Genomic DNA, 21,071 nt, shown 5'->3' with positions numbered 1-21,071 from the left:
GGCCGCCGCCCCGCGCACCACAATCGCCCGGCGTATCGCGCCCGCCCCGCGCTTCGCGGGCGGCGATCAGCCGGTGACCAGCGCCATCATCAGCCCGTCGTACCCCTTGCTCCCGACGGTCTGCAGTGCGGTCGCGCTCAACGTCGGCTCGGCCGCGACGAGTTCGGTGAACCGGCGTACGCCCTGCACCTTCGGGTCCTCGCTGGCACCGTCGACGACCTCTCCGTCGCGCACGACGTTGTCGGCGACGATCAGGCTCCCGGGCCGGGTCAGCTTCAGGGACCAGGCCAGGTAGTCGGGGTTGCTCGGCTTGTCGGCGTCGATGAACACGACGTCGAACGGCCCGTACCCCTCCTCCGCCAGCTCCGGCAGCGTGTCGAGCGCCGGGCCGACCCGGATCTCGACGACGTCCGCGAGCCCCGCCCGCTCGATGTTGGCCCGTGCCACCTCCGCGTACGCCGGATCGGCCTCCAGCGACACGACCTTGCCGCCCTCCGGCAGCGCGCGGGCCAGCCAGATGGTGCTGTAGCCGCCCAGGGTGCCGATCTCCAGCACGGTGCGCGCGCCCTGGAGCCGGGCCAGCAGGTTCAGCAGCTTGCCCTGGTTGGCCGCGACCTGGATCGCCGGGAGGCCCGCTCCGTCACTGGCCTCCACGGCCGCGTCCAGCGCTTCGTCCGGCCCCACCAGCAGGCCGTCGAAGTAGTCGTCGACCTCGGCCCACCGCGCATCCGTCATGGCTTTCCCTCTCTCCGGACCCAATCAGTTCCCAAAAGGAACTTACATCATGCGAGGTGGATGCGATGATGAGCGCCATGGACACGAGCCCGGCCCCCGCCGACCCCACCGTTCTGCACCCGATGCCCGGTCAGCCCCGGGTCGTGCTGCTCAAGCCCCTGGTGAAGTCCGGGCTGATCGAGGTCGGGGACTTCTCGTACTACGACGACCCGGACGACGCGACCGCGTTCGAGACCCGCAACGTGCTGTACCACTACGGCCCGGAGAAGCTCGTCATAGGCAAGTTCTGCGCGCTGGGGACCGGGACGCGGTTCATCATGAACGGCGCCAACCACCGGATGGACGGCCCGTCCACCTTCCCGTTCCCCTCCATGGGCGGCTCCTGGGCCGAGCACTTCGACCTGCTGACCGGACTGCCGGGCCGGGGCGACACGGTCGTGGGCAACGACGTCTGGTTCGGGTACAACTCCATGGTGATGCCGGGCGTACGCATCGGACACGGCGCGATCATCGGCGCCGGCTCGGTCGTCACCTCCGACGTACCCGACTACGGCATCGTCGGCGGCAACCCGGCCCGGCTGATCCGCACCCGGTACGACGAGGAGACCGTCGCCCGGCTCCTTGCCGTCGCCTGGTGGGACTGGCCCACCGACCATCTCACCCGCCACATCCGCACCATCATGTCGGGCAGCGTCGACGCCCTCGAAGCGGCTGCCCCGGAGGGGACACCATGACGATCACCGTCCGCGAACTGGCGTACTACCCGGTCAAGGGCTGCGCCGGGACCACGGTCGACTCCGCGCAGGTCCTCGGGACGGGGCTGGAGCACGACCGTACGTTCATGGTGGTGGACGCGGCCGACGGCTCCTTCCGCAGCCAGCGCACGCACCCCGCGATGGCCGCGATCAGGGTCGGCGTCCTGGACGGCGGGGCGGCGTTGGCCCTGGCCGCCGAGGGCGTCGAGCCGTTGCGCCTGGACGTGGACCGGGACGGCGCGCGCCGCGACGTCAGCATGTTCGACCGCCCCCTCGGCATGGCCGCCGACCAGGGGGACGAGGTCGCGGAGTGGTTCTCCGACGCGCTCGGCGTGAAGTCCCGTCTGGTGCGGGTGCTTCCCGGCTTCGACCGGGACGGCTGGGGCGACACCCCCGGCAAGGTCAACTTCGCGGACGCGCACGCGGTGCTGGTCACCTCGACGGCCTCCCTGGACGACCTCAACGCCCGCATCACCGCCCGGGGCGACGCGAAGGCCGTCCCGATGAACCGCTTCCGCCCCAACATCGTCCTGACCGGCGACGACGAGCCCCACTTCGAGGACCGGGTACGCCGGATGCTCCTCGGCACGGTGGAACTCGCCCACTCGACCCGGGCGACGCGCTGCGCCGTCCCCATGGTCGACCAGACCACCGGTCACCGCGCGGGCCCGGAGCCGATCCGCACCCTGTCGACGTACCGCCGCGAACCGGAGTTCAACAACAAGGTCAGCTTCGGCGCGAAGAACGCGGTGGTCTGCGAGGGCGTGGTGAGCGTCGGGGACGTGGTCGAGGTCGCGGAGTGGCTCGGCGCGTGAGCACGCCGGGCGTCACCGCACCCCGCGATGGCCGGGCTGCCGGGCATGGGCATGGCGATCCCGCTTCCGAACGGGCCCGCATCCCGGACTGAGACACCACTCTTGTTCCCTTGTGGGTTACAGCGGATTCAGCCTCCTGGTGGTGGGGCGAGTGGGCCACGCCCCCCGACAAGCAAAGGGGCGAAGAGAGCCAAACGGCGATTTTTGGTTTATCTCTGTGGCCAATCGGCATATCAGGCCGTTTGGGTGACCTCTCCGAGCAGCAAAATCCCCCTCGCAAGGTTCGAGGTAAGGGGACAGGAAAATGGCTGACTGGAAGAACGTCTCCGGTGGTCTCACTTCGATCTCGGTCGGGTCCAGGACTCATGTCTGGGGCGTGAACTCCCTGGGCCAGATGTACCGCTACACCGGCCACGACTCCAACCCATGGGTAGGCATCCCCGGCAAGGCCGTCGACATCGGCGTAGCGGCCGACGGCACCGTATGGCACGTCAACTCAGCAGGCGGCATCTACCGCTACACCGGAGACCAGGGCTCCACCGACTGGGTCTCCGTCCCGGGCGGCCTGACCCGCATCTCCGTCGGATCCAGGACCCACGTCTGGGGCGTGAACTCCCTGGGCCAGATGTACCGCTACACCGGCCACGACACCAACCCATGGGTAGGCATCCCCGGTAACGCCGTCGACATCGGCGTAGCAGCCGACGGCACCGTATGGCACGTCAACTCAGCAGGCGGCATCTACCGCTACACCGGAGACCAGCCGAGCTGATCCCGGACGCCGGGGAGAGTGGGCCCACGTGTGGTGTGCGTGGGCCCACTCTCGTTGGCGGCGGACGCAGTCGGTAAAACGTGTATGCGTACGGGATCCCCGCCGTGCAGGATGGCGTCGGAAAGCGAGGTCTCGTGGACGAGTTGAGGCGATTCCGTCAGGCGGTGGTCGCATGGGCGGCCGGTGGAGCGGGGGCGGACGCGGCAGCCGTGGAGGCGCGGGAGCTGGCCGGCGGTGTGCGTACGGTCGTGCTCGTCGAGGGAAGCAGCGACCAGGTCGCGATCGAGGCCCTGGCCACGCGCCACGGCCGCGACCTCGGCGCGGAGGGCGTCGCGGTCGTACCGCTCGGCGGCGCGACGAGCATCGGGCGCTTCCTGAACGTGTGCGGCCCGCCGGGGCTCGGCCTCCCGCTGGCGGGGCTCTGCGACATCGGCGAGGAGCGGCACTTCCGGCGCCATCTGGAGCGGGTCGGGCTCGGCTCCGGCCTCACCCGTGCCGGGCTGGAATCCCTCGGTTTCCAGGTGTGCGTCGCCGACCTGGAGGACGAGCTGATCCGCGCCCTCGGCGCCGACGACGTACAGCAAGTGATCGAGGCCCAGGGGGAGATCCGCCCGTTCCTCACGTTCCAGGGCCAGCCGGCACAGCGGGAACGCCCTGTGGAACACCAACTGCGGCGGTTCATGGGCACGCACAGCGGCCGCAAGGCGCTCTACGCGCAGGCCCTGATCGCCCACCTGGACCTCAAGCACGTGCCCCGGCCGCTGGAGCGCCTTCTCGCGAACGTCTAGCCCCCGCCCCCGGGTGCGTCAGCCCCCGAAGGCCGCACCGCGCGGGCGGGGCCGCCGTGTTCAACGGGCCCGCACGCCGCGTGCGGGTCCTGCCGTGACTGCGGTCACCGCGGTTCTGTGGCCGGCCCCGGCCGCTTCCGGCGGGTTGTACCGAAGCCGGCCGCCCGGCCGGTCGGGCATCGGCCGCCGGATCTAGCATGGCGGCCATGGCGTTCATGGCGGAGGCGCAGGTAGGAGCGGCGGAACGGATGCTGCGCGGCATTCTCGGCGTTGCCCGGGGTGCGGACGGGACGGACCCGGCGGATGAGGGCACCGCTCTGCGGGCGGTGGAGCGGGGGCGGCCCGCGCGTACGGTGGCGGCGAAGGTCGCCGCGGCCGGTGGGGTCGACGGCCGAGCGGCCGGGCTGTTGCGGGAGTTGTCCGGGCGTCACCTCGGCTCCGACGTGGGCCGGTGGCGCGGCCTGTTCGACGCGCTCCCCGGGTACCGGGGCGACCTGCCCGCACTGCTCGCCGAGCAGCCGGCGCCCCAGGGGCCCGGCGACACGCTCCGCGCGCCCGCGCCCCGCAGCGTCCACGCCACACTGGGTCTGCTCCTGGAGCACGCCGAGCCGTGCGACGCCGCCGCCGCGCTGGCCGCCCTGCCCGAGCGGGCGACGACGGATCTGCTCGCCGGTGGGGCACCGCCCGCGCCCGCCCTCGTCACCGCCGTGCTCGACCACGGCGACAGCCGTTCCCGTACCGCGCTGGCCCGCCATTCCCGGCTCGACACCCGGGTTCTCGCCCGGCTGGCCGCGATCGGCGACTCCCGCGTCTCGGCCGCCGTCTACCGCAACCCGCGCACCACCGCATCCCTGCGCCGCACCATCGCGCACCGGACCGACACCGTCCCCCTCGACGACACGCTGCTCGCCGAGCTGACGGCACCGCACGGCGATGTGCCGCACTCCTGGCTGGCGCCGCTGCTCGGCTCCGGCGACCCGCGGCTCGTGGGCCTCGCGCTGCGGGTCGGGTTCCGCCAGGCCGCGCAGCAGTACGCGCTGTTGCGGGTCTGGGAGCGCAGCGGCCCGGACGCCGTACGCGCACTGCTCGACGACCCCGCCGCGACCGCCTGGCTGAGCCGGGCCGTCGTGACCACGGTGACCGGGGCCCTGTCCGATACCGGCGGCGACGCCCGGCACCGGCTGCGCGCGCGGTGCGAACCGTACGAGGACCCCGCCCGGCTGCCCGCGCTGCTGGCCACCGCGCGGGGCACCAGCACCCTGCGCGATCTGCTGGCCGAGCCGTACGCGCACGATCTCGGCGCCCTGGCCGCGGCCCATGCCTCTACCCCGTTCATGCCCAAGGCCTGCGAGGAGCTGGCCCGCCACGAGGCGGCGGACGACACACAGCGCCTGGCGTTCCGGCTGAGCGTCCTCAACGAGCCGTGGCGGGCCGGCGGACGCCGTGCGGGCAACAGCACCCCGCCCGCGCGACGCCTGGCCGAGGAGGCGCTCGACGACAGCGCGACCCGCTGGGCGGAGGGCATGGTGGGAGCGGGTCTCCTCGACCCCGTCGAGCTGGTCCGCACCGCGCGGCCCGCCGTCCACGCCATGGCCGCGCTCGCCCGGCTCGCCGAACGGAACCTGCTCGACGAGGCGACCGCCGCCGAACTCCGGGCACTGGCCGCCGCCCACCTGGGCGAACGGCCGCACACCTGGGCGGCGCTCGACACCCTGCTGCCCGAACACCGCGGAACGGTCGTGGAGTTGATCGCCGGGGCGGGAGCGGCCCCCGTCGCGGAGACCGGCGACCCCGGCGCGCCGGCCGCGGCGGCGCCACCGCCCCGGCCGCCCCTGAACCGGGCGGAACGGGTCCACGCCCTGGCCGCCCTCGATCTGCTGTACTCCCTCGCGCCCGCCGATGCGCCACGGCCCGCCTCCCCCGACGTCCTGCGCGCGCTGAGCGTGTACGACTGGAGCGACGCGCCCGGCCTCGCCACCCCCGATTGGTTCGCCGACGCCTGCGCCGCCGAGGGCATCCCCGCGTCCGAGGACGGCTTCGCGTACGCCGCGCCCAGCCTCGACGAGATACGGGCGAAGCTCCCGGCGACGCAGGGATCGGGCGCACAGCTCACCGAACACGCCTACCGCCAGGGCGTGTTGCCCGCGGAAGAGCTGATCGCCCTGCTGCCCGCACACCGACTGCTCGCGCTGCCCCACGACTGGCGCCGGCTGGCATTCGCGGAGGCATGGCGCTCCGCGCTCGCCCGGCGGCTGCGCTCCGGGCTCGGCACCGACCCCGACGCATGGCTCCGCCTGGCCGCGACGGTGACGGCGTCCGAGGCCGCCTCGGAGGGGCTGACCTGGGCGGAGTTGCTGGGGCGCGCACAGTCGCGGTCCGGTGAAGCCGTCGGGGCGACGGGCGGCGGGCCACTCGTGCCGAAGCCCGGACCGGGCACACCCGACGAGGCGATCAAGCTCCTGGAGCGCGGCAACCACCTGTGGACGTGGCCGGTGGGCACTCTGCTCTGCCTGGCCGATGCCGAGGTCGTCGATGCCGTGCTGCCCCGGCTCGGCCCCGACGGGCCCTGGCTCCTGGCCGCGTACCTGCTGCGGTACGACCGCACTCCGCGCCGGGTCCTGGACCGGCTGCTCGCCGGACGCGACCGCGACGCGCTGCGCGTCCTGGCCGCGCAGGCCCGCTGGATGAAGAAGAGCGGGTCGGTGGAGCGCCTCGTCGACCTCGACGACCCCGACGTGGACCTCGCCCTGCTGCGGCACTGGAGCCCCCGGCGCACCGTCCACCGGATCGTGACCCGCTCACGGCCCGGCGCGGGGAGGATGTCGCTGGGCGGCCGGGTGCTGGCCGACTGGCGCGCCCGCGGCTCCGCCCGCCCCGCCGGGGGCCTGATGTGGCTCTGTTCCGCCGAACCCGATCTCGTCGGGGAACTGCTCGCCAAGGAAGGGACGAAGCTCGACGTCGCCCATCAAATCCTCGGCTGTCTGCGGCTGTTCGAGCACGGTGGCGCCGACCGGCTGGCCCGCGTCGCGGGCGCGGACCTGCTGGGCCGGGCCGCCACCACCGTGTGCGCGAAGGCTCTGGCCGCCGCCGACCCCGCCACCGTGCTCCGCGCCCGGCTCGACCGCGAGCTGGCACCGGGCAAGCTCGTCGCGAAGCTGCGGCGCGCCCGGCACGCCGCGTTCGCGCGCCACATCATCGAGTCGCTGCCGCCGGGCGAGGCCGTGGACTGGGCGGCCCTCGAAGCCGCCCACGCCGAGGACCCGCTCCCGTACTGGTCCGACGTGGTCCGCCTCGACGACGTGCCGGAGGAGGTCCGGCTGCGGCACGCGGCGCTGCTGCCCGAGCCGGGCCCCGACGGCCTGTCCGGGAGCGTGCGGCTGACCCGGGAACGGGCCCGGCACGGGCTCGGCGGCCTGTTCCACTGCGCACCGGCCACCCAGTTGGACGGCCTGCTCGCGGCGGGCCTGCTGACCGGCGCGGACCTGCTGCGGTCGGCCGCCCCGGCCGCGCGGATCCTCGCCTACCTGGGCGGAACCGCCCGCCGCACGGACGCCCCGCCCGAGGCCACCACCGCCCGGACCGGCCTCGCGGAGCTCGTACACTCCCGGCTCGGCACGGACGAGACGGCCTGGACCCACGTCGCCGAGCGCCTGACCGGGCAGGACCCCGAGTGGGAGCCCATGTCACCGGTGACCGCCCTGCTCAGCGGGTGCTCCACCGGGGAGAACCATTCACCGGAGAAGTGGCCGAGTACCGGTACGGGCACCTGATCAGCCTGGACGAGGTGGACGGCCGGGGCTTCGACCGGTACGAGGTGTACCGCTTGGTCCGGGTCACCGCCGCCGAGGTGGCGGCGGTGCGGGTGGAGACCGATGAGGCGCGGTACGGGCATCGCCGGTGGACGGTGGACGAGTTGGCGACCACCCGGGAGTCGGTCCGGCCGAAGGGGATGGGCGGGCTGCTGCGGCCCCTGCTCGGCGCCCCGTCCCCGCCCCGTGCGCCGCTGCATCCGGGCGACTTCGGCCGGGACAACGTCCCGGCCGGGCCGGGCGCCGGCGTGCGCGGCTGACGCCGGCCGTGGTGCGGTGCGGGCCGGCAGCCGCCGGGCCCCGCACCGCCCCGTGCGGGTCAGTCGAAGATCGGGCCCTGTGTGCGGGTGCGCTTGATCTCGTAGAAGCCGGGGATCGACGCCACCAGCAGCGTGCCGTCCCACAGCTTCGCCGCCTCCTCGCCCTTCGGGGCGGGGGTGACGACCGGGCCGAAGAAGGCGATCTGCTCGCCGTCCGCGCCCGGAACGGCGATGACCGGGGTGCCGACGTCCTGGCCGACCTTGTCGATGCCCTCCTTGTGGGAGGCGCGCAGCTCGGTGTCGTACACGTCCGAGTCCGCGAAGTCGGCCAGCTCGGCCGGCAGGCCGACGTCCTGGAGCGCGGCCACGACCGCCTCGCGGGTGGCGCCCTCGCCCTGGTTGTGGAAGCGGGTGCCGAGCGCGGTGTACAGCGGGCCCACGACGTCGTCGCCGTGCTTCTGCTGGGCGGCGACGACGACGCGGACCGGGCCCCAGCCCTTCTCCAGCAGCTCGCGGTACTCCTCCGACAGCTCGTCGAGCCTGTCCTCGTTGAGGACGGACAGGCTCATCACGTGCCAGCGGACCTCGACGTCACGGACCTTCTCCACCTCCAGCATCCAGCGCGATGTCATCCAGGCCCAGGGGCAGAGCGGGTCGAACCAGAAATCGACGGGGGTCTTTCCGGTCGTCGCCGTGCTGTTGTCAGACATGTCTCTCCTCATGAGGGCAATCGCATCCGTGCGCGAGAACGTCCCGGGGCACATCAGCCATTCCCGTATGCCGGGGCGAGTGACGGCATGGGAGGATCAAAGTATTCGAACGTGACACAAAGGAGTGTGCCCGTGCCCGGTGAGAACCTGTCCCGCGACGAGGCCCGCGAGCGGGCCGAGCTGCTCAGCGTCGACGGCTACGAGGTCGATCTCGATCTGCGTTCCGCCGTCGGCGGGCCCGACGGGGACGGGGACGCCGCCTCCGGTCCGCGGACCTTCCGCTCGGTGACCACGATCCGGTTCCGCAACGCGCGGGCGGGGGCGTCGACCTTCGCGGATCTGGTGGCGCCTGCCGTGAACGCGGTGACGCTGAACGGGCAGCCGCTCGACCCCGCCGCCGTCTTCGACGGCACCCGGGTGGCGCTGGAGGACCTCCCGGAGGGTGCCAACACCCTGGTGGTCGACGCGCAGTGCGCGTACAGCCGGACCGGTGAGGGTCTGCACCGGTTCGTCGACCCGGAGGACGGCGAGGTCTACCTCTACACGCAGTACGAGCCGGCCGACTCGCGTCGTGTCTTCGCGAACTTCGAGCAGCCCGACCTGAAGGCCCCCTTCCGCTTCCAGGTGACGGCGCCCGAGGGCTGGACGGTCCGGAGCAACGGAGCAGAGGAGTCGCGGGACGGCGAGGTCCGGCGGTTCGCCGAGACGAAGCCGATCTCCACGTACATCACGGCGGTCGTCGCCGGTCCGTACCACTACGTGACGGACTCCTACAGCCGCACCTTCGAGGACGGCACGACGCTGGAGATCCCGCTCGGCGCGATGTGCCGCAAAGGTCTCGCCCGGCACTTCGACGCGGACGACATCTTCCTGATCACCAAGCAGGGCCTGGACTTCTTCCACGACAACTTCGACTATCCGTACCCGTTCGGGAAGTACGACCAGGCGTTCGTGCCCGAGTACAACCTCGGCGCGATGGAGAACCCGGGCTGTGTCACGTTCCGCGAGGAGTACATCTTCCGCGGCAAGGTGACGCAGGCGGCGTACGAGAGCCGGGCCAATGTCATCCTGCACGAGATGGCCCACATGTGGTTCGGGGACCTCGTCACCATGCAGTGGTGGGACGACCTGTGGCTGAAGGAGTCGTTCGCCGACTTCATGGGTGCCTTCACGATGGTCGAGTCGACCCGTTTCAAGGACGGCTGGGTCACCTTCGCCAACAACCGCAAGTCCTGGGCGTACCGCGCCGACCAGCTGCCGTCCACCCACCCGGTCACGGCCGACATCCGTGACCTGGAGGACGCCAAGCTCAACTTCGACGGCATCACGTACGCCAAGGGCGCCTCGGTGCTGAAGCAACTGGTGGCGTACGTGGGGCGGGAGGCGTTCCTGGAGGGCGCCCGGCGCTACTTCAAGAAGCACGCCTACGGCAACACGCAGCTGGGCGATCTGCTGTCGGTGCTGACCGAGACGTCGGGGCGGGACATGGCCGCCTGGTCGCGGTCGTGGCTGCAGACCGCGGGCGTCAACTCGCTGGCCCCGGTGGCGACGTACGACGCGGCCGGCCGGATCACGGAGCTGGCGGTCATCCAGGAGGCGGCCGAGTCGCACCCGGAGCTGCGGCCGCACCGGGTCGCGGTCGGCCTGTACCGGCGTGCCGCCGACGGCGACCTGGTGCGCTACGCCCGCGCCGAGGTGGACGTGGCCGGGCCGCGCACGGTGGTCGGGGAGCTGGCGGGGGCCGAGCGGCCCGAGCTGATCCTGGTCAACGACGACGACCTCACGTACTGCAAGGTCCGCTTCGACGAGGTGTCGCTGGCCACGCTGCGGGCGCACCTCGGCGACATGACCGACCCGCTGGCACGGGCGCTGTGCTGGTCCGCGCTGTGGAACATGACCCGGGACGGGCTGATGCCGGCCCGCGACTTCGTCTCCCTGGTGCTGGCCTTCGCCGGCCGGGAGTCCGACATCGGCGTGCTCCAGATGCTGCACGCCTGGACCCGGACCTCGCTGACGCAGTACGCGACGCCCGGGTGGCGCGAGGAGGGCGGCCGGGCGCTGGCCGAGGGCGCGCTGCGGGAGCTGCGGGTCGCCGAGCCGGGCAGCGAGCACCAGCTGGCGTGGGCGCGGTTCTTCGCGTCGGTGGCCGACTCGGAGGCGGACTTCCGGCTGCTGTCGGGGCTGCTGGACGGCTCGGCCCGGATCGACGGGCTCGACGTCGACCAGGAGCTGCGGTGGGCGTTCCTGTCCCCGCTGGCCGCGCACGGGGTGGCCGACGAGTCGGTCATCGATGCCGAACTGGCCCGCGACGACACGGCGTCCGGCAAGCGGCACCAGGTGCGGTGCCTGGCGTCGCGGCCCTCCGCCGCGGTCAAGGCACAGGCGTGGGCGGGTGTCGTGGAGTCGGACGCGCTGTCCAACGCACTGGTGGAGGCGACGATCTCGGGCTTCACGCAGTCGTCGCAGCGGGAGCTGCTGGCGCCGTACACGGGCAAATACTTCGACGCGATCGAGCGGGTCTGGGCCGAGCGGTCGATCCAGATCGGGGTGATCGTGGTCAAGGGCCTGTTCCCGGCACTTCAGGACGACCCGGCGACGCTGGCCGCGACGGACGAATGGCTGTCCGCCCACGCGGACGCGGCGCCGGCGCTGCGCAGGCTGGTACTGGAGGCCCGGGACGATCTGGCGCGGGCGCTGCGGGCACAGGCCTGCGACGCGAACGCGGCGGAGGCCGGGGCAGCGGCCGGGCTCTGAGGACGCGGACGGGGTGGGGCGGGGCCGGCGTGTCCGGTGCCGCCCCGCTCCGGCCCGCACGGCTGTCGGAAGGGGTCGGGCCGGGCCTTTTCGGTCGCCGAGCGTGCGTACTTCAGGACGGCGTTGTCCTGAATTGTCGACGAGCGTGTAACAGGGGTTAGCGCCGCCACGCCCTGCGGGATACCCCGGAGCATGACCAAGAACACCCCACCCTCCGCCGCCTCCCCCTGCCACTCCCGTACCGCCGCCGATCTCCGTCAACGCGTGCTGTCCGCAGCGCAGTTGAAGATGCGGGGCGTGTCCGTCGCGGAGGCCGCCGCGCGCTGCGGGGACGGCGGGCCGTGGCAGCGGCCGCTGCCCGGCGTGTACCTGCTGCACCGGGAACCGCCCACCGGCGAGGAACGGCTGCGTGCCGCCCTGCTGTACGCCGGCCGGCCACCGGCCTCCGGCCGCCGGAGCGTACCGGTGCAGCCGGGCCGGGAGACGGAGCCGGAGTCCGGGTACGGCGAGGCCATGATCACCGGGCTCGCCGCGCTCGCCCTGCACGGGTTGGCCGCCGCCCCGCCGCCCTCGTCGGCGGACGCCGTCGACGTACTGGTGCCGCGCACCCGGCGACTGCGCTCGGTCGGGTACGTACGCCTGGTGCGCTCCGCCGGGACGCCCCGTGCCGCGCAGTTGCGCGGCCTGCCCGTGGCCCCCGTGGAGCGGGCGCTCACGGATGCGATCGCCGGGCTCGGTGATCCCCTGGCCGTACGCGGGCTGCTCATCGAGGCGGTGCGCGGCGGGCACTGCGAACCGGCCGTCGTCGTACGCGAGTTGAACCGCGCCAAGCTGCTGGGGCGGCCCCAGGTGGTGGCGGCCGTCGACTCCTTCCTCGCCGAGGGCCGGGCGCTGGCGGAGGGCCGGCTCTACGACCTGGTGCGGACGTACGACCTGCCGGAGCCGTTGTGGAACGTGGAGCTGCGGCTGCCCGGCGGCCCCCCGCTCGGCGGCGTGGACGCCTACTGGCCCGAGCAGGCGGTCGCCGTGGAGCTGGAGACCAGGGCGCCGCGGCGCGGCGGGCCCGGGAACGGCCGGTACCGGGAGGAGCGCGAGGACCGGTGGTCCGCGTACGCCGCCCGGCGGGAGCACCTGGAGCGGCTGGGCATCACCGTCGTCCACCTCTCGCCGAGGAAACTCCGCGACACGGGCGAGCAGCAGGCGGTCGTGGTGCGTACGGCGCTGATGGCGGCGGCCTACCGCGAACCGGCCGCGCAGGTGATGGTCCTGCCCCGTTGAGGCGGAACGGCGAAGAACGGCGGAGCGGGCCACAGGCGCCACATATCCACCGCTTCATCCCTGATGGCGCATCGGTACCGGTGGCGGGATTCTGCCATGTCCACATCTCGCCCCCTCCAACTCTCCACAAACCCCTGTCATTTACGAAAGGGTGAGCGGTCATCCGGTACCGAATTCCGGACTCTCTCTTTCATATCCAGGGATGCTGATGACCTCCGAATCCCCCAGTTCCATACCCGGGGCGAGACGCGTGGCCCGAGTCGCGGCTGCCGCCGGTCTGGTGGCCGCACTGGCCGCCACCGGCGTCGCCCCCGTCTTCGCCGCCGACGCGCCCGACACCGCTCCCGTCAAGTCGGCTGCCGAGGGCGCCACGGCGGACAAGCTCGGCACCAACGACGAGCAGCTTCTGGCCAAGGCGAAGGCCAAGGGCCAGAAGAACATCACGATGATGGTCGCCACCGCTCCCGGTGCGACCGAGCAGGTCTCCAAGCAACTGGACGCCGTCAAGGGCTCCGTGCTGGGACGCACGTACGACAAGCTCGGCTACGTACGGGCCACCGTGCCCACCGCGACCGCCGACGCGACCATCAAGGCGGCGTCCAAGCTGTCGTCCGTCCACGGCATCGATCTCAAGCAGGAGATCAAGCTGGACGACCCGACGCCGACCGCGGACCGGGCCACCGGCGCCAAGGTCAGCACCCGGTCGACCGGTTCCTACCCGGCGCCCGGCAAGAAGACCCCGGCGAGGAACCCGTACAACCCGTCCTTCGAGACGGGCGCGGTCGACTTCGTCCAGCAGCACCCGAAGGCCGACGGCCGCGGGGTGACCATCGGCATCCTCGACTCGGGTGTCGACCTCGGCCACCCGGCGCTGCAGAAGACCACCACCGGTGCCCGCAAGATCGTCGACTGGGTGACCGCGACCGACCCGGTCAGTGACGGCGACGGCACCTGGCTGCGGATGACGGACGCCGTGTCCGGCCCGACGTTCACGTACAAGGGCAGCACGTACAAGGCGCCCGAGGGCGACTACCGGATCAAGCTGTTCGCCGAGGCCGCCACCAGGGGCGGCGACATGGCGGGCGACCTGAACCGCGACGGTGACACCACCGATGTCTGGGCCGTGCTCTACGACCCGGTCACCGGCACCACCCGCGTCGACCTGAACGGCAACGCGGACTTCTCCGACGACGGCGTGCTCAAGCCGTACAAGGAGAAGCACCAGGTCTCCTACTTCGGCAAGGACGACCCGCGGACCGATGTCGCCGAGCGGATCCCGTTCGTCGTCGAGACCCGCAAGAACGTCGTCTACAACGCCGCCGGCGACACCTCCGACTACGTCAACATCGGTGTCATCGAGAGCGAGCACGGCACCCACGTCGCGGGCATCACCGCCGCGAACGGCCTGTTCGGCGGCAAGATGAACGGTGCCGCGCCGGGCGCGAAGATCGTCTCCTCGCGTGCCTGCACCTGGGACGGCGGCTGCACCAACATCGCGCTCACCGAGGGCATGATCGACCTCGTCGTGAACCGCGGTGTCGACGTCGTCAACATGTCGATCGGCGGTCTGCCGCCGCTCAACGACGGCAACAACGCCCGCGCCGCGCTCTACAAGCGGCTCATCGACATCTACGGCGTCCAGCTGGTCATCTCGGCCGGCAACGACGGCCCGGGCGTCAACACCATCGGTGACCCCGGCCTCGCCGACCACGTGATCTCCGTCGGCGCGTCGATCTCCAAGGAGACCTGGGCCGCCAACTACGGCTCCAACGTCACCAAGAAGTACGACATGATGCCCTTCTCCTCGCGCGGTCCGCGTGAGGACGGCGGCTTCGCGCCGATCCTGACGGCCCCGGGCGCGGCCATCAACACCACCCAGACCTGGCTGCCCGGCGGCCCGGTCAAGGAGTCGGGCTACTCGCTCCCGGCCGGCTACTCCATGCTGCAGGGCACCTCCATGGCCTCGCCGCAGGCCGCCGGTGCGACCGCGCTGCTGCTGTCCGCCGCGAAGCAGAAGCACATCGAGCTGCCCCCGGCAGACCTGCGCACCGCGCTGACCAGCACCGCCACCCACATCAAGGGTGTGCCCGCGCACGCCCAGGGCTCCGGTCTGATCGACATCGTCGGCGCCTGGAAGCAGATCGAGAAGCAGGGCACCCCGGCGCACGAATACTCGGTGAAGGCCCCGGTCGACACCGCGATCGACTTCGCGCTGGCGACCCCCGGCTTCGGCACCGGCCTGTACGACCGCGAGGGCGGTCTCAAGGTCGGCCAGACGAAGACGTACGACGTCACGGTCACCCGCACCACGGGCCCGGACAAGGCCGTCAAGCACAAGCTGTCGTGGAAGAACAACGACGGCACCTTCAAGCTGACCGGTCCGAGCACCGTCTCGCTGCCGCTGGACAAGCCGGTCACCGTCAAGGTGCAGGCGAAGCCGGGCAGCAAGGGCGTGCACAGCGCGATCCTGAAGGTGGACGACAGCAAGACCGTCGGCGTGGACCAGCAGATCCTCACCACGGTCGTCGTCTCCACGAAGCTGGTGAAGCCCGCCTACGCGTTCAAGGCGTCCGGTTCGGTGCAGCGCAACAGCAGCGAGTCGTACTTCCTGACCGTTCCGGAGGGCGCCAAGACCCTTGAGGTCGCCATCGGCGCGCTGCGCTCGGGCAGCCAGACCCGCTTCATCTCGATCCACCCGTACGGGGTGCAGATGGAGGACAGCTCCACGATCTTCTGCTACCCGAACTACGAGAACCCGGCCAACACCTGCCGCCCCGACGTGCGCTCCTACAAGGACCCGCAGCCGGGCGTCTGGGAGATCGAGGTCGAGGCACGGCGTACGTCGCCGCTGCTGGACAACCCGTACAAGCTCGACGTCTCGCTGCTCGGCGCCACCTTCGACCCGGCGGTGCAGACCATCCCCGAGGCGAAGATCGGCACCCCGGCCGCGGTGGACTGGAAGGTCACCAACAACGCGGGTGACCTGGAGGGCAAGCTCAAGGGCGGCTCGCTGGGCTCGGCCAAGGTCGACAAGCCGTCGATCAGGACGGGCGACCAGCAGGAGTACACGGTCACCATCGGTGAGGGCGTCGAGAAGCTGGACGTCAACATCGGCGGCACGGCGGACGCCAACGCGGACCTGGACCTGTACGTCTACCTGGGCGACACCGAGGTCGGGAAGTCCACCACGGCGGGCTCCGAAGAGGCCGTCAGCCTGGCCAAGCCGGCCGCCGGCACGTACACCGTCGTCATCGACGGCTACGACGTCCCGGCCGGGACCACCACGTACGACTACCGCGACGTGTACTACGCACCGTCGCTCGGCACGATCAAGGTCGACGAGTCGAAGGCCGTGAACCTGGCCAACGGCGCCTCCGCCCGGATCGCCGCCGAGGTCGCGGTCGCCGGGGCGGCCCCCGAGGGCCGGCAGTTCTTCGGCGAGGTCCACCTGGTGAACAGCCGCGGCACCGCCGCGGGCACCGGCAGCGTCGTGATCGAGAAGGTCACGAAGTAACGGTCACCGTGTGATCCGTACGACAGGTACGGCGGTGGGGCGGGCGCTCGATGGAGCTCCCGCCCCACTTCTGTGTGCCCGGCCGGGCGGTTGCTGTCCGTACCCCGGACAATGGATTGGACAAGAAAGCCGTGGACATACGCATCATGGAGCGGCAACCGTCTCAGTTCGTACGTTCGAAGGAGTCCCTGTGAAGGTCGGAATCGTCGGCGCCACCGGTCAGGTCGGCACAGTCATGCGCGGGATCCTGGCCGAGCGGAAATTCCCGGCCGACGAACTGCGACTGTTCGCCTCCGCACGCTCCGCGGGCTCGACGATCGAGTGGGAAGGCCGGGAGATCACCGTCGAGGACGCCTCGACGGCCGACTACACCGGGCTGGACATCGTGCTGTTCTCGGCCGGCGGCGCCACGTCGAAGGCGCTCGCCGAGAAGGTCGCCTCGCAGGGCGCCGTCGTGATCGACAACTCCTCCGCCTGGCGCAAGGACCCCGAGGTCCCGCTGGTCGTCTCCGAGGTCAACGCGCACGCGATCGCCGACCGGCCCAAGGGCATCATCGCCAACCCGAACTGCACCACGATGGCCGCCATGCCCGTGCTGCGCCCGCTGCACGACGAGGCCGGTCTCCAAACGCTGACCGTCGCCACCTACCAGGCGGTGTCCGGCTCCGGTCTGGCCGGTGTCGCCGAGCTGCACGGCCAGGCTTCCAAGGTCGTCGCCGAGGCCGACAGGCTCACCCACGACGGCGAGGCCGTCGAGTTCCCCGAGCCGAACGTCTACAAGCGCCCGATCGCCTTCAACGTGCTGCCGCTGGCCGGTTCGATCGTGGACGACGGCTCCTTCGAGACCGACGAGGAGCAGAAGCTCCGCAACGAGTCCCGCAAGATCCTGGAGATCCCGGAGCTGAAGGTGTCCGGCACCTGCGTCCGGGTGCCGGTCTTCTCCGGCCACTCGCTCCAGGTCAACGCCCGTTTCGCCCGCCCGATCAGTGTGGAGCGCGCGTACGAGCTGCTGAAGGACGCGCCGGGCGTCGAGATCTCCGAGATCCCCACCCCGCTCCAGGCGGCCGGCAAGGACGCCTCCTTCGTCGGCCGGATCCGGGTCGACGAGACCGTGGAGAACGGCCTCGCGCTCTTCGTCTCCAACGACAACCTGCGCAAGGGCGCGGCGCTGAACGCGGTGCAGATCGCGGAGCTGGTCGCGGCGGAGCTGAACGGCTGACGCCGAACGCGTGAAAGGGCGGCCACCGGGTCCGGTGGCCGCCCTTTCGTGTGCGTGGTGTCCGGTGTCCGTCAGAGGGCGAGGTGGCGCCGCAGGGCGGCGTCGATCTCGGCCATGCGCCGGCGGGGGACGGTGCCGATCCGCTTCAGCACACGTTCCGGGGTGACTGCCCGAACCTGTTCGCACTGGGCCTTCGAGTCCTTCGGCAGACGGCACTCGTCGGCCCTGAGCAAGACCTGGAACGTGAGAACACGGGCGGTGTTGGACGTCAGAGGCACCACGGTGACGACGCCCCTGCCGTTGAGCTCGACCGACTGGTTCGCGGCGTTGTTGGACACGATCACGGCCGGTCTGACCTTGTTGGCCTCGCTCCCCCTGGCCGGCTCCAGATCGACCAGGTGGATGTCCCCCCTACGCATCTGCGATGCCGTCCCCGACCGTGCGGTCCCAGAGCTCGGCGTCCTCGCTCGCGTCCCACTCCTCGAACGCCTCCGTGTACTCCGCCTCCAGTCCGGCGGCACGCAGCAGCTCGATCGCGGCGTGTATCACCGCGGACCGGGAGTCGGCGTTGGTCTTCACGGCGTACTCGTCGACGAAGGCGACGTCCTCCTGCGGCAAGCTCACACTGATCTTCACACCATCGATGCTACCGCTGGTGGCACGCATATGGCCACTCCACCGGGGCCTGCGACGTGGAAGGATGACCGGAAACGTCACATACCAAGGAGATGACCGCGTGCCTGGCACGAATCTGACCCGCGAAGAGGCACAGGAGCGGGCGCGCCTGCTGACCGTGGACGCGTACGAGATCGATCTCGACCTCTCCGGAGCGCAGGAGGGCGGCACCTACCGGTCCGTGACCACCGTGCGCTTCGACTCCGCCGAAGCCGGTGCGGAGACCTTCATCGACCTGGTCGCCCCGGCCGTGCACGAGGTCGAGCTGAACGGCAAGTCGCTGGACGTCGCGGCCGTGTTCCGCGACTCGCGCATCGCCCTGCCGCACCTGGTCGCGGGCTCCAACGAGCTGAAGGTCGTCGCCGACTGCGCGTACACCAACACGGGCGAGGGCCTGCACCGCTTCGTCGACCCGGTCGACCAGCAGGCGTACCTCTACACCCAGTTCGAGGTGCCGGACGCCCGCCGTGTCTTCGCGAGCTTCGAGCAGCCGGACCTGAAGGCGACGTTCCGGTTCACCGTGACGGCTCCGGAGGGCTGGACGGTCATCTCGAACTCGCCGACGCCCGAGCCGCGGGACAACGTCTGGTCCTTCGAGCCGACGCCGCGCATCTCGTCGTACATCACGGCCCTGATCGTCGGCCCGTACCACTCGGTGCACAGCAGCTACGAGAAGGACGGCCAGTCCGTCCCGCTCGGCATCTACTGCCGTCCGTCGCTGGCCGAGTTCCTCGACGCGGACGAGATCTTCGACGTCACCCGGCAGGGCTTCGACTGGTTCCAGGAGAAGTTCGACTACGACTACCCGTTCGCCAAGTACGACCAGCTCTTCGTCCCGGAGTTCAACGCCGGCGCGATGGAGAACGCGGGCGCGGTCACCATCCGCGACCAGTACGTGTTCCGCTCGAAGGTGACGGACGCGGCGTACGAGCGGCGTGCCGAGACCATCCTGCACGAGCTGGCGCACATGTGGTTCGGCGACCTCGTCACCATGGAGTGGTGGAACGACCTGTGGCTGAACGAGTCGTTCGCCACGTACACCTCGGTCGCCTGCCAGGCGTACGCCGAGGGCTCGAAGTGGCCGAACTCCTGGACCACGTTCGCCAACTCCGAGAAGACCTGGGCCTACCGCCAGGACCAGCTGCCCTCCACGCACCCGATCATGGCGGACATCCGTGACCTGGACGACGTGCTGGTCAACTTCGACGGGATCACCTACGCCAAGGGCGCCTCGGTCCTGAAGCAGCTGGTGGCGTACGTCGGCATGGACGAGTTCTTCAAGGGCGTCCAGGCGTACTTCAAGGCGCACGCGTTCGGCAACACCCGGCTGTCCGACCTGCTGGGCGCGCTGGAGGAGACCTCCGGCCGCGACCTGAAGACCTGGTCGAAGGCGTGGCTGGAGACGGCGGGCATCAACATCCTGCGCCCGGAGCTCACCACGGACGAGAACGGCCACGTCACGTCGTTCACCGTGCTCCAGGAGGCCCCGGCCCTCCCGGCCGGCGCGAAGGGCGAGCCGACGCTGCGGCCGCACCGCATCGCCATCGGCTGCTACGACCTCGACGGCTCCGGCAAGCTGGTCCGTGCGAACCGGATCGAGCTGGACGTCGACGGCGCGCGCACGGCCGTGCCGTTCCCGGCCGGTACCGCCCGCCCCGCCGTGATCCTGCTCAACGACGACGACCTCTCGTACGCGAAGGTCCGGCTCGACGAGGAGTCGCTGCGCGTCGTCACCGAGCACCTCGGTGACTTCACCGAGTCCCTCCCCCGCGCCCTGTGCTGGGCCTCCGCCTGGGACATGACCCGCGACGGCGAGCTGGCCACCCGCGACTACCTGGCCCTGGTGCTCTCCGGCATCGGCAAGGAGTCGGACATCGGCGTCGTCCAGTCGCTGCACCGTCAGGTGAAGCTCGCGCTGGACCTGTACGCGGCGCCGGAGTGGCGCGAGGCCGGGCTGACCCGGTGGACCGAGGCCACGCTCGCGCACCTGCGCGCGGCGGAGCCGGGCAGCGACCACCAGTTGGCCTGGGCCCGTGCCTTCGCGGCGACGGCCCGCACCCCGCAGCAGACGGACCTGCTCCAGTCGCTGCTGGACGGCCGGGAGACGATCGAGGGCCTGGCCGTCGACACCGAGCTGCGCTGGGCGTTCGTCGAGCGGCTCGCCGCGACCGGTCTCATCGAAGAGGACGAGATCGCCGCCGAGTACGAGCGCGACAGGACGGCGGCGGGCGAGCGCCACGCGGCGACCGCCCGCGCGGCACGCCCCACCGAGGAGGCGAAGGCGGAGGCGTGGGCCTCGGTCATCGAGTCCGACAAGCTGCCGAACTCCCTCCAGGAGGCGGTCATCGCCGGCTTCGTCCAGACGGACCAGCGCGAACTGCTGGCCCCGTACACGGAGAAGTTCTTCGCCGCGGTCAAGGACGTCTGGGACTCGCGCAGCCACGAGATGGCCCAGCAGGTCGCGATCGGCCTCTACCCGAGCCTCCAGGTCTCGCAGGCCACCCTGGACGCCACGGACGCCTGGCTCTCCTCGACGGAGCCGAGCGCGGCCCTGCGCCGTCTGATGTCGGAGTCCCGCTCGGGCGTGGAACGCGCCCTGAAGGCCCGCACGGCCGACGCGGCGGCGGCGACGGTGTAACGGCCGTCCCCGCGCCCGCCGGGGGCAGGAGAACAGGGGCGCCCCGGACCGTGCGAACGGTCCGGGGCGCCCCTGCCGTTCCGCGCTTCGCCGGGAGGCGCGCTCCGGTCCGGGCTCCCGCCCGGCTCACACCCAAAACGTATTGCCGCCCGGGTCGACCACCGCCTCGATCCGTGCGCCGACGCATGCCCGTGCCGCGCTGTGGGCATCAGGCAGTTCGCCTCGAAGGGCGGGAACCCGGGGCCTTCGAGGCGCATGCGGAGCCAGATCATCCGGGAGGTGCCGTCCTGGCTCACGTCCTCGGGGCCGACCTCGATCACTTCCGCCACGGCCTCGATTCCGTCCGCTT

Annotated in this window: 15 protein-coding genes; 11 read left to right on the top strand and 4 right to left on the bottom strand. The window is 71.5% G+C overall.

All coding sequences use genetic code 11. From position 1 onward, the window contains the following. Window positions 1–66: 66 nt before the first annotated feature. On the bottom strand, window positions 67–735 hold the full coding sequence (locus ACFVH0_RS17485; protein WP_385821055.1) for an O-methyltransferase: 669 nt from the start codon (window positions 733–735) through the stop codon (window positions 67–69). 77 nt (window positions 736–812) lie between these two features. On the opposite strand from ACFVH0_RS17485, the gene ACFVH0_RS17480 reads away from it, so the two are divergent. The 6 genes from ACFVH0_RS17480 to ACFVH0_RS17455 all read left to right on the top strand — a co-directional run bounded on the left by ACFVH0_RS17480 (window position 813) and on the right by ACFVH0_RS17455 (window position 7,934). Further along, window positions 813–1,469: a CatB-related O-acetyltransferase gene (locus ACFVH0_RS17480; RefSeq protein WP_385821053.1), complete on the top strand. Its 657-nt coding sequence runs from the start codon at window positions 813–815 to the stop codon at window positions 1,467–1,469. Next, window positions 1,466–2,305 carry an MOSC domain-containing protein gene (locus tag ACFVH0_RS17475; protein WP_385821051.1) on the top strand — a complete coding sequence of 280 codons (840 nt, stop codon included), beginning with the start codon at window positions 1,466–1,468 and terminating at the stop codon, window positions 2,303–2,305. The genes ACFVH0_RS17480 and ACFVH0_RS17475 overlap by 4 nt, the downstream gene beginning before the upstream one ends. A gap of 304 nt (window positions 2,306–2,609) precedes the next feature. After that, window positions 2,610–3,077 (top strand): tectonin domain-containing protein, encoded by a 468-nt coding sequence (locus tag ACFVH0_RS17470; protein ID WP_385821049.1) that lies wholly within the window; start codon window positions 2,610–2,612, stop codon window positions 3,075–3,077. Between the two features lie 134 nt (window positions 3,078–3,211). Beyond that, window positions 3,212–3,865 (top strand): TOPRIM nucleotidyl transferase/hydrolase domain-containing protein, encoded by a 654-nt coding sequence (locus ACFVH0_RS17465; protein WP_385821047.1) that lies wholly within the window; start codon window positions 3,212–3,214, stop codon window positions 3,863–3,865. Window positions 3,866–4,071: 206 nt separating this feature from the next. Continuing rightward, window positions 4,072–7,635: a hypothetical protein gene (locus ACFVH0_RS17460; RefSeq protein ID WP_385821045.1), complete on the top strand. Its 3,564-nt coding sequence runs from the start codon at window positions 4,072–4,074 to the stop codon at window positions 7,633–7,635. Further along, window positions 7,608–7,934 carry a hypothetical protein gene (locus tag ACFVH0_RS17455; protein WP_385821043.1) on the top strand — a complete coding sequence of 109 codons (327 nt, stop codon included), beginning with the start codon at window positions 7,608–7,610 and terminating at the stop codon, window positions 7,932–7,934. The genes ACFVH0_RS17460 and ACFVH0_RS17455 overlap by 28 nt, the downstream gene beginning before the upstream one ends. 59 nt (window positions 7,935–7,993) lie before the next feature. Here ACFVH0_RS17455 and ACFVH0_RS17450 read toward each other — a convergent pair whose 3' ends face one another. After that, window positions 7,994–8,644 (bottom strand): DsbA family protein, encoded by a 651-nt coding sequence (locus ACFVH0_RS17450; RefSeq protein WP_385821040.1) that lies wholly within the window; start codon window positions 8,642–8,644, stop codon window positions 7,994–7,996. Window positions 8,645–8,776: 132 nt separating this feature from the next. On the opposite strand from ACFVH0_RS17450, the gene pepN (ACFVH0_RS17445) reads away from it, so the two are divergent. From pepN (ACFVH0_RS17445) to ACFVH0_RS17430, 4 genes are all read left to right on the top strand, one after another. Continuing rightward, complete coding sequence (gene pepN, locus ACFVH0_RS17445; protein WP_385821038.1) at window positions 8,777–11,398, top strand: aminopeptidase N; 2,622 nt, start codon at window positions 8,777–8,779, stop codon at window positions 11,396–11,398. A 192-nt stretch (window positions 11,399–11,590) separates the two neighbouring features. After that, complete coding sequence (locus tag ACFVH0_RS17440; protein ID WP_385821036.1) at window positions 11,591–12,676, top strand: hypothetical protein; 1,086 nt, start codon at window positions 11,591–11,593, stop codon at window positions 12,674–12,676. 202 nt (window positions 12,677–12,878) lie between these two features. Next, on the top strand, window positions 12,879–16,190 hold the full coding sequence (locus ACFVH0_RS17435; protein ID WP_385821034.1) for a S8 family serine peptidase: 3,312 nt from the start codon (window positions 12,879–12,881) through the stop codon (window positions 16,188–16,190). Window positions 16,191–16,380: 190 nt separating this feature from the next. After that, window positions 16,381–17,409 carry an aspartate-semialdehyde dehydrogenase gene (locus tag ACFVH0_RS17430; protein ID WP_385821032.1) on the top strand — a complete coding sequence of 343 codons (1,029 nt, stop codon included), beginning with the start codon at window positions 16,381–16,383 and terminating at the stop codon, window positions 17,407–17,409. A gap of 71 nt (window positions 17,410–17,480) precedes the next feature. Here the strand turns inward: ACFVH0_RS17430 and ACFVH0_RS17425 are convergent, their stop codons facing one another. After that, complete coding sequence (locus ACFVH0_RS17425) at window positions 17,481–17,828, bottom strand: type II toxin-antitoxin system PemK/MazF family toxin (RefSeq protein WP_385821030.1); 348 nt, start codon at window positions 17,826–17,828, stop codon at window positions 17,481–17,483. Beyond that, window positions 17,821–18,045 carry a ribbon-helix-helix domain-containing protein gene (locus ACFVH0_RS17420; RefSeq protein ID WP_385821028.1) on the bottom strand — a complete coding sequence of 75 codons (225 nt, stop codon included), beginning with the start codon at window positions 18,043–18,045 and terminating at the stop codon, window positions 17,821–17,823. The genes ACFVH0_RS17425 and ACFVH0_RS17420 overlap by 8 nt, the downstream gene beginning before the upstream one ends. 100 nt (window positions 18,046–18,145) lie before the next feature. Here ACFVH0_RS17420 and pepN (ACFVH0_RS17415) point away from each other — a divergent pair, with 100 nt between their 5' ends. Next, the gene (pepN, locus tag ACFVH0_RS17415; protein ID WP_385821026.1) at window positions 18,146–20,722 is read left to right on the top strand and encodes an aminopeptidase N; all 2,577 of its coding nucleotides are present in this window, start codon (window positions 18,146–18,148) and stop codon (window positions 20,720–20,722) included. The last annotated feature ends 349 nt before the right edge of the window (window positions 20,723–21,071 follow it).

The sequence above is a fragment of the Streptomyces sp. NPDC127117 genome, from assembly GCF_042677325.1.
Classification (GTDB): Bacteria; Actinomycetota; Actinomycetes; order Streptomycetales; family Streptomycetaceae; genus Streptomyces.
Note: the sequence above shows the minus strand (reverse complement) of the source record. Positions and strands in the feature narration are given on the sequence as shown.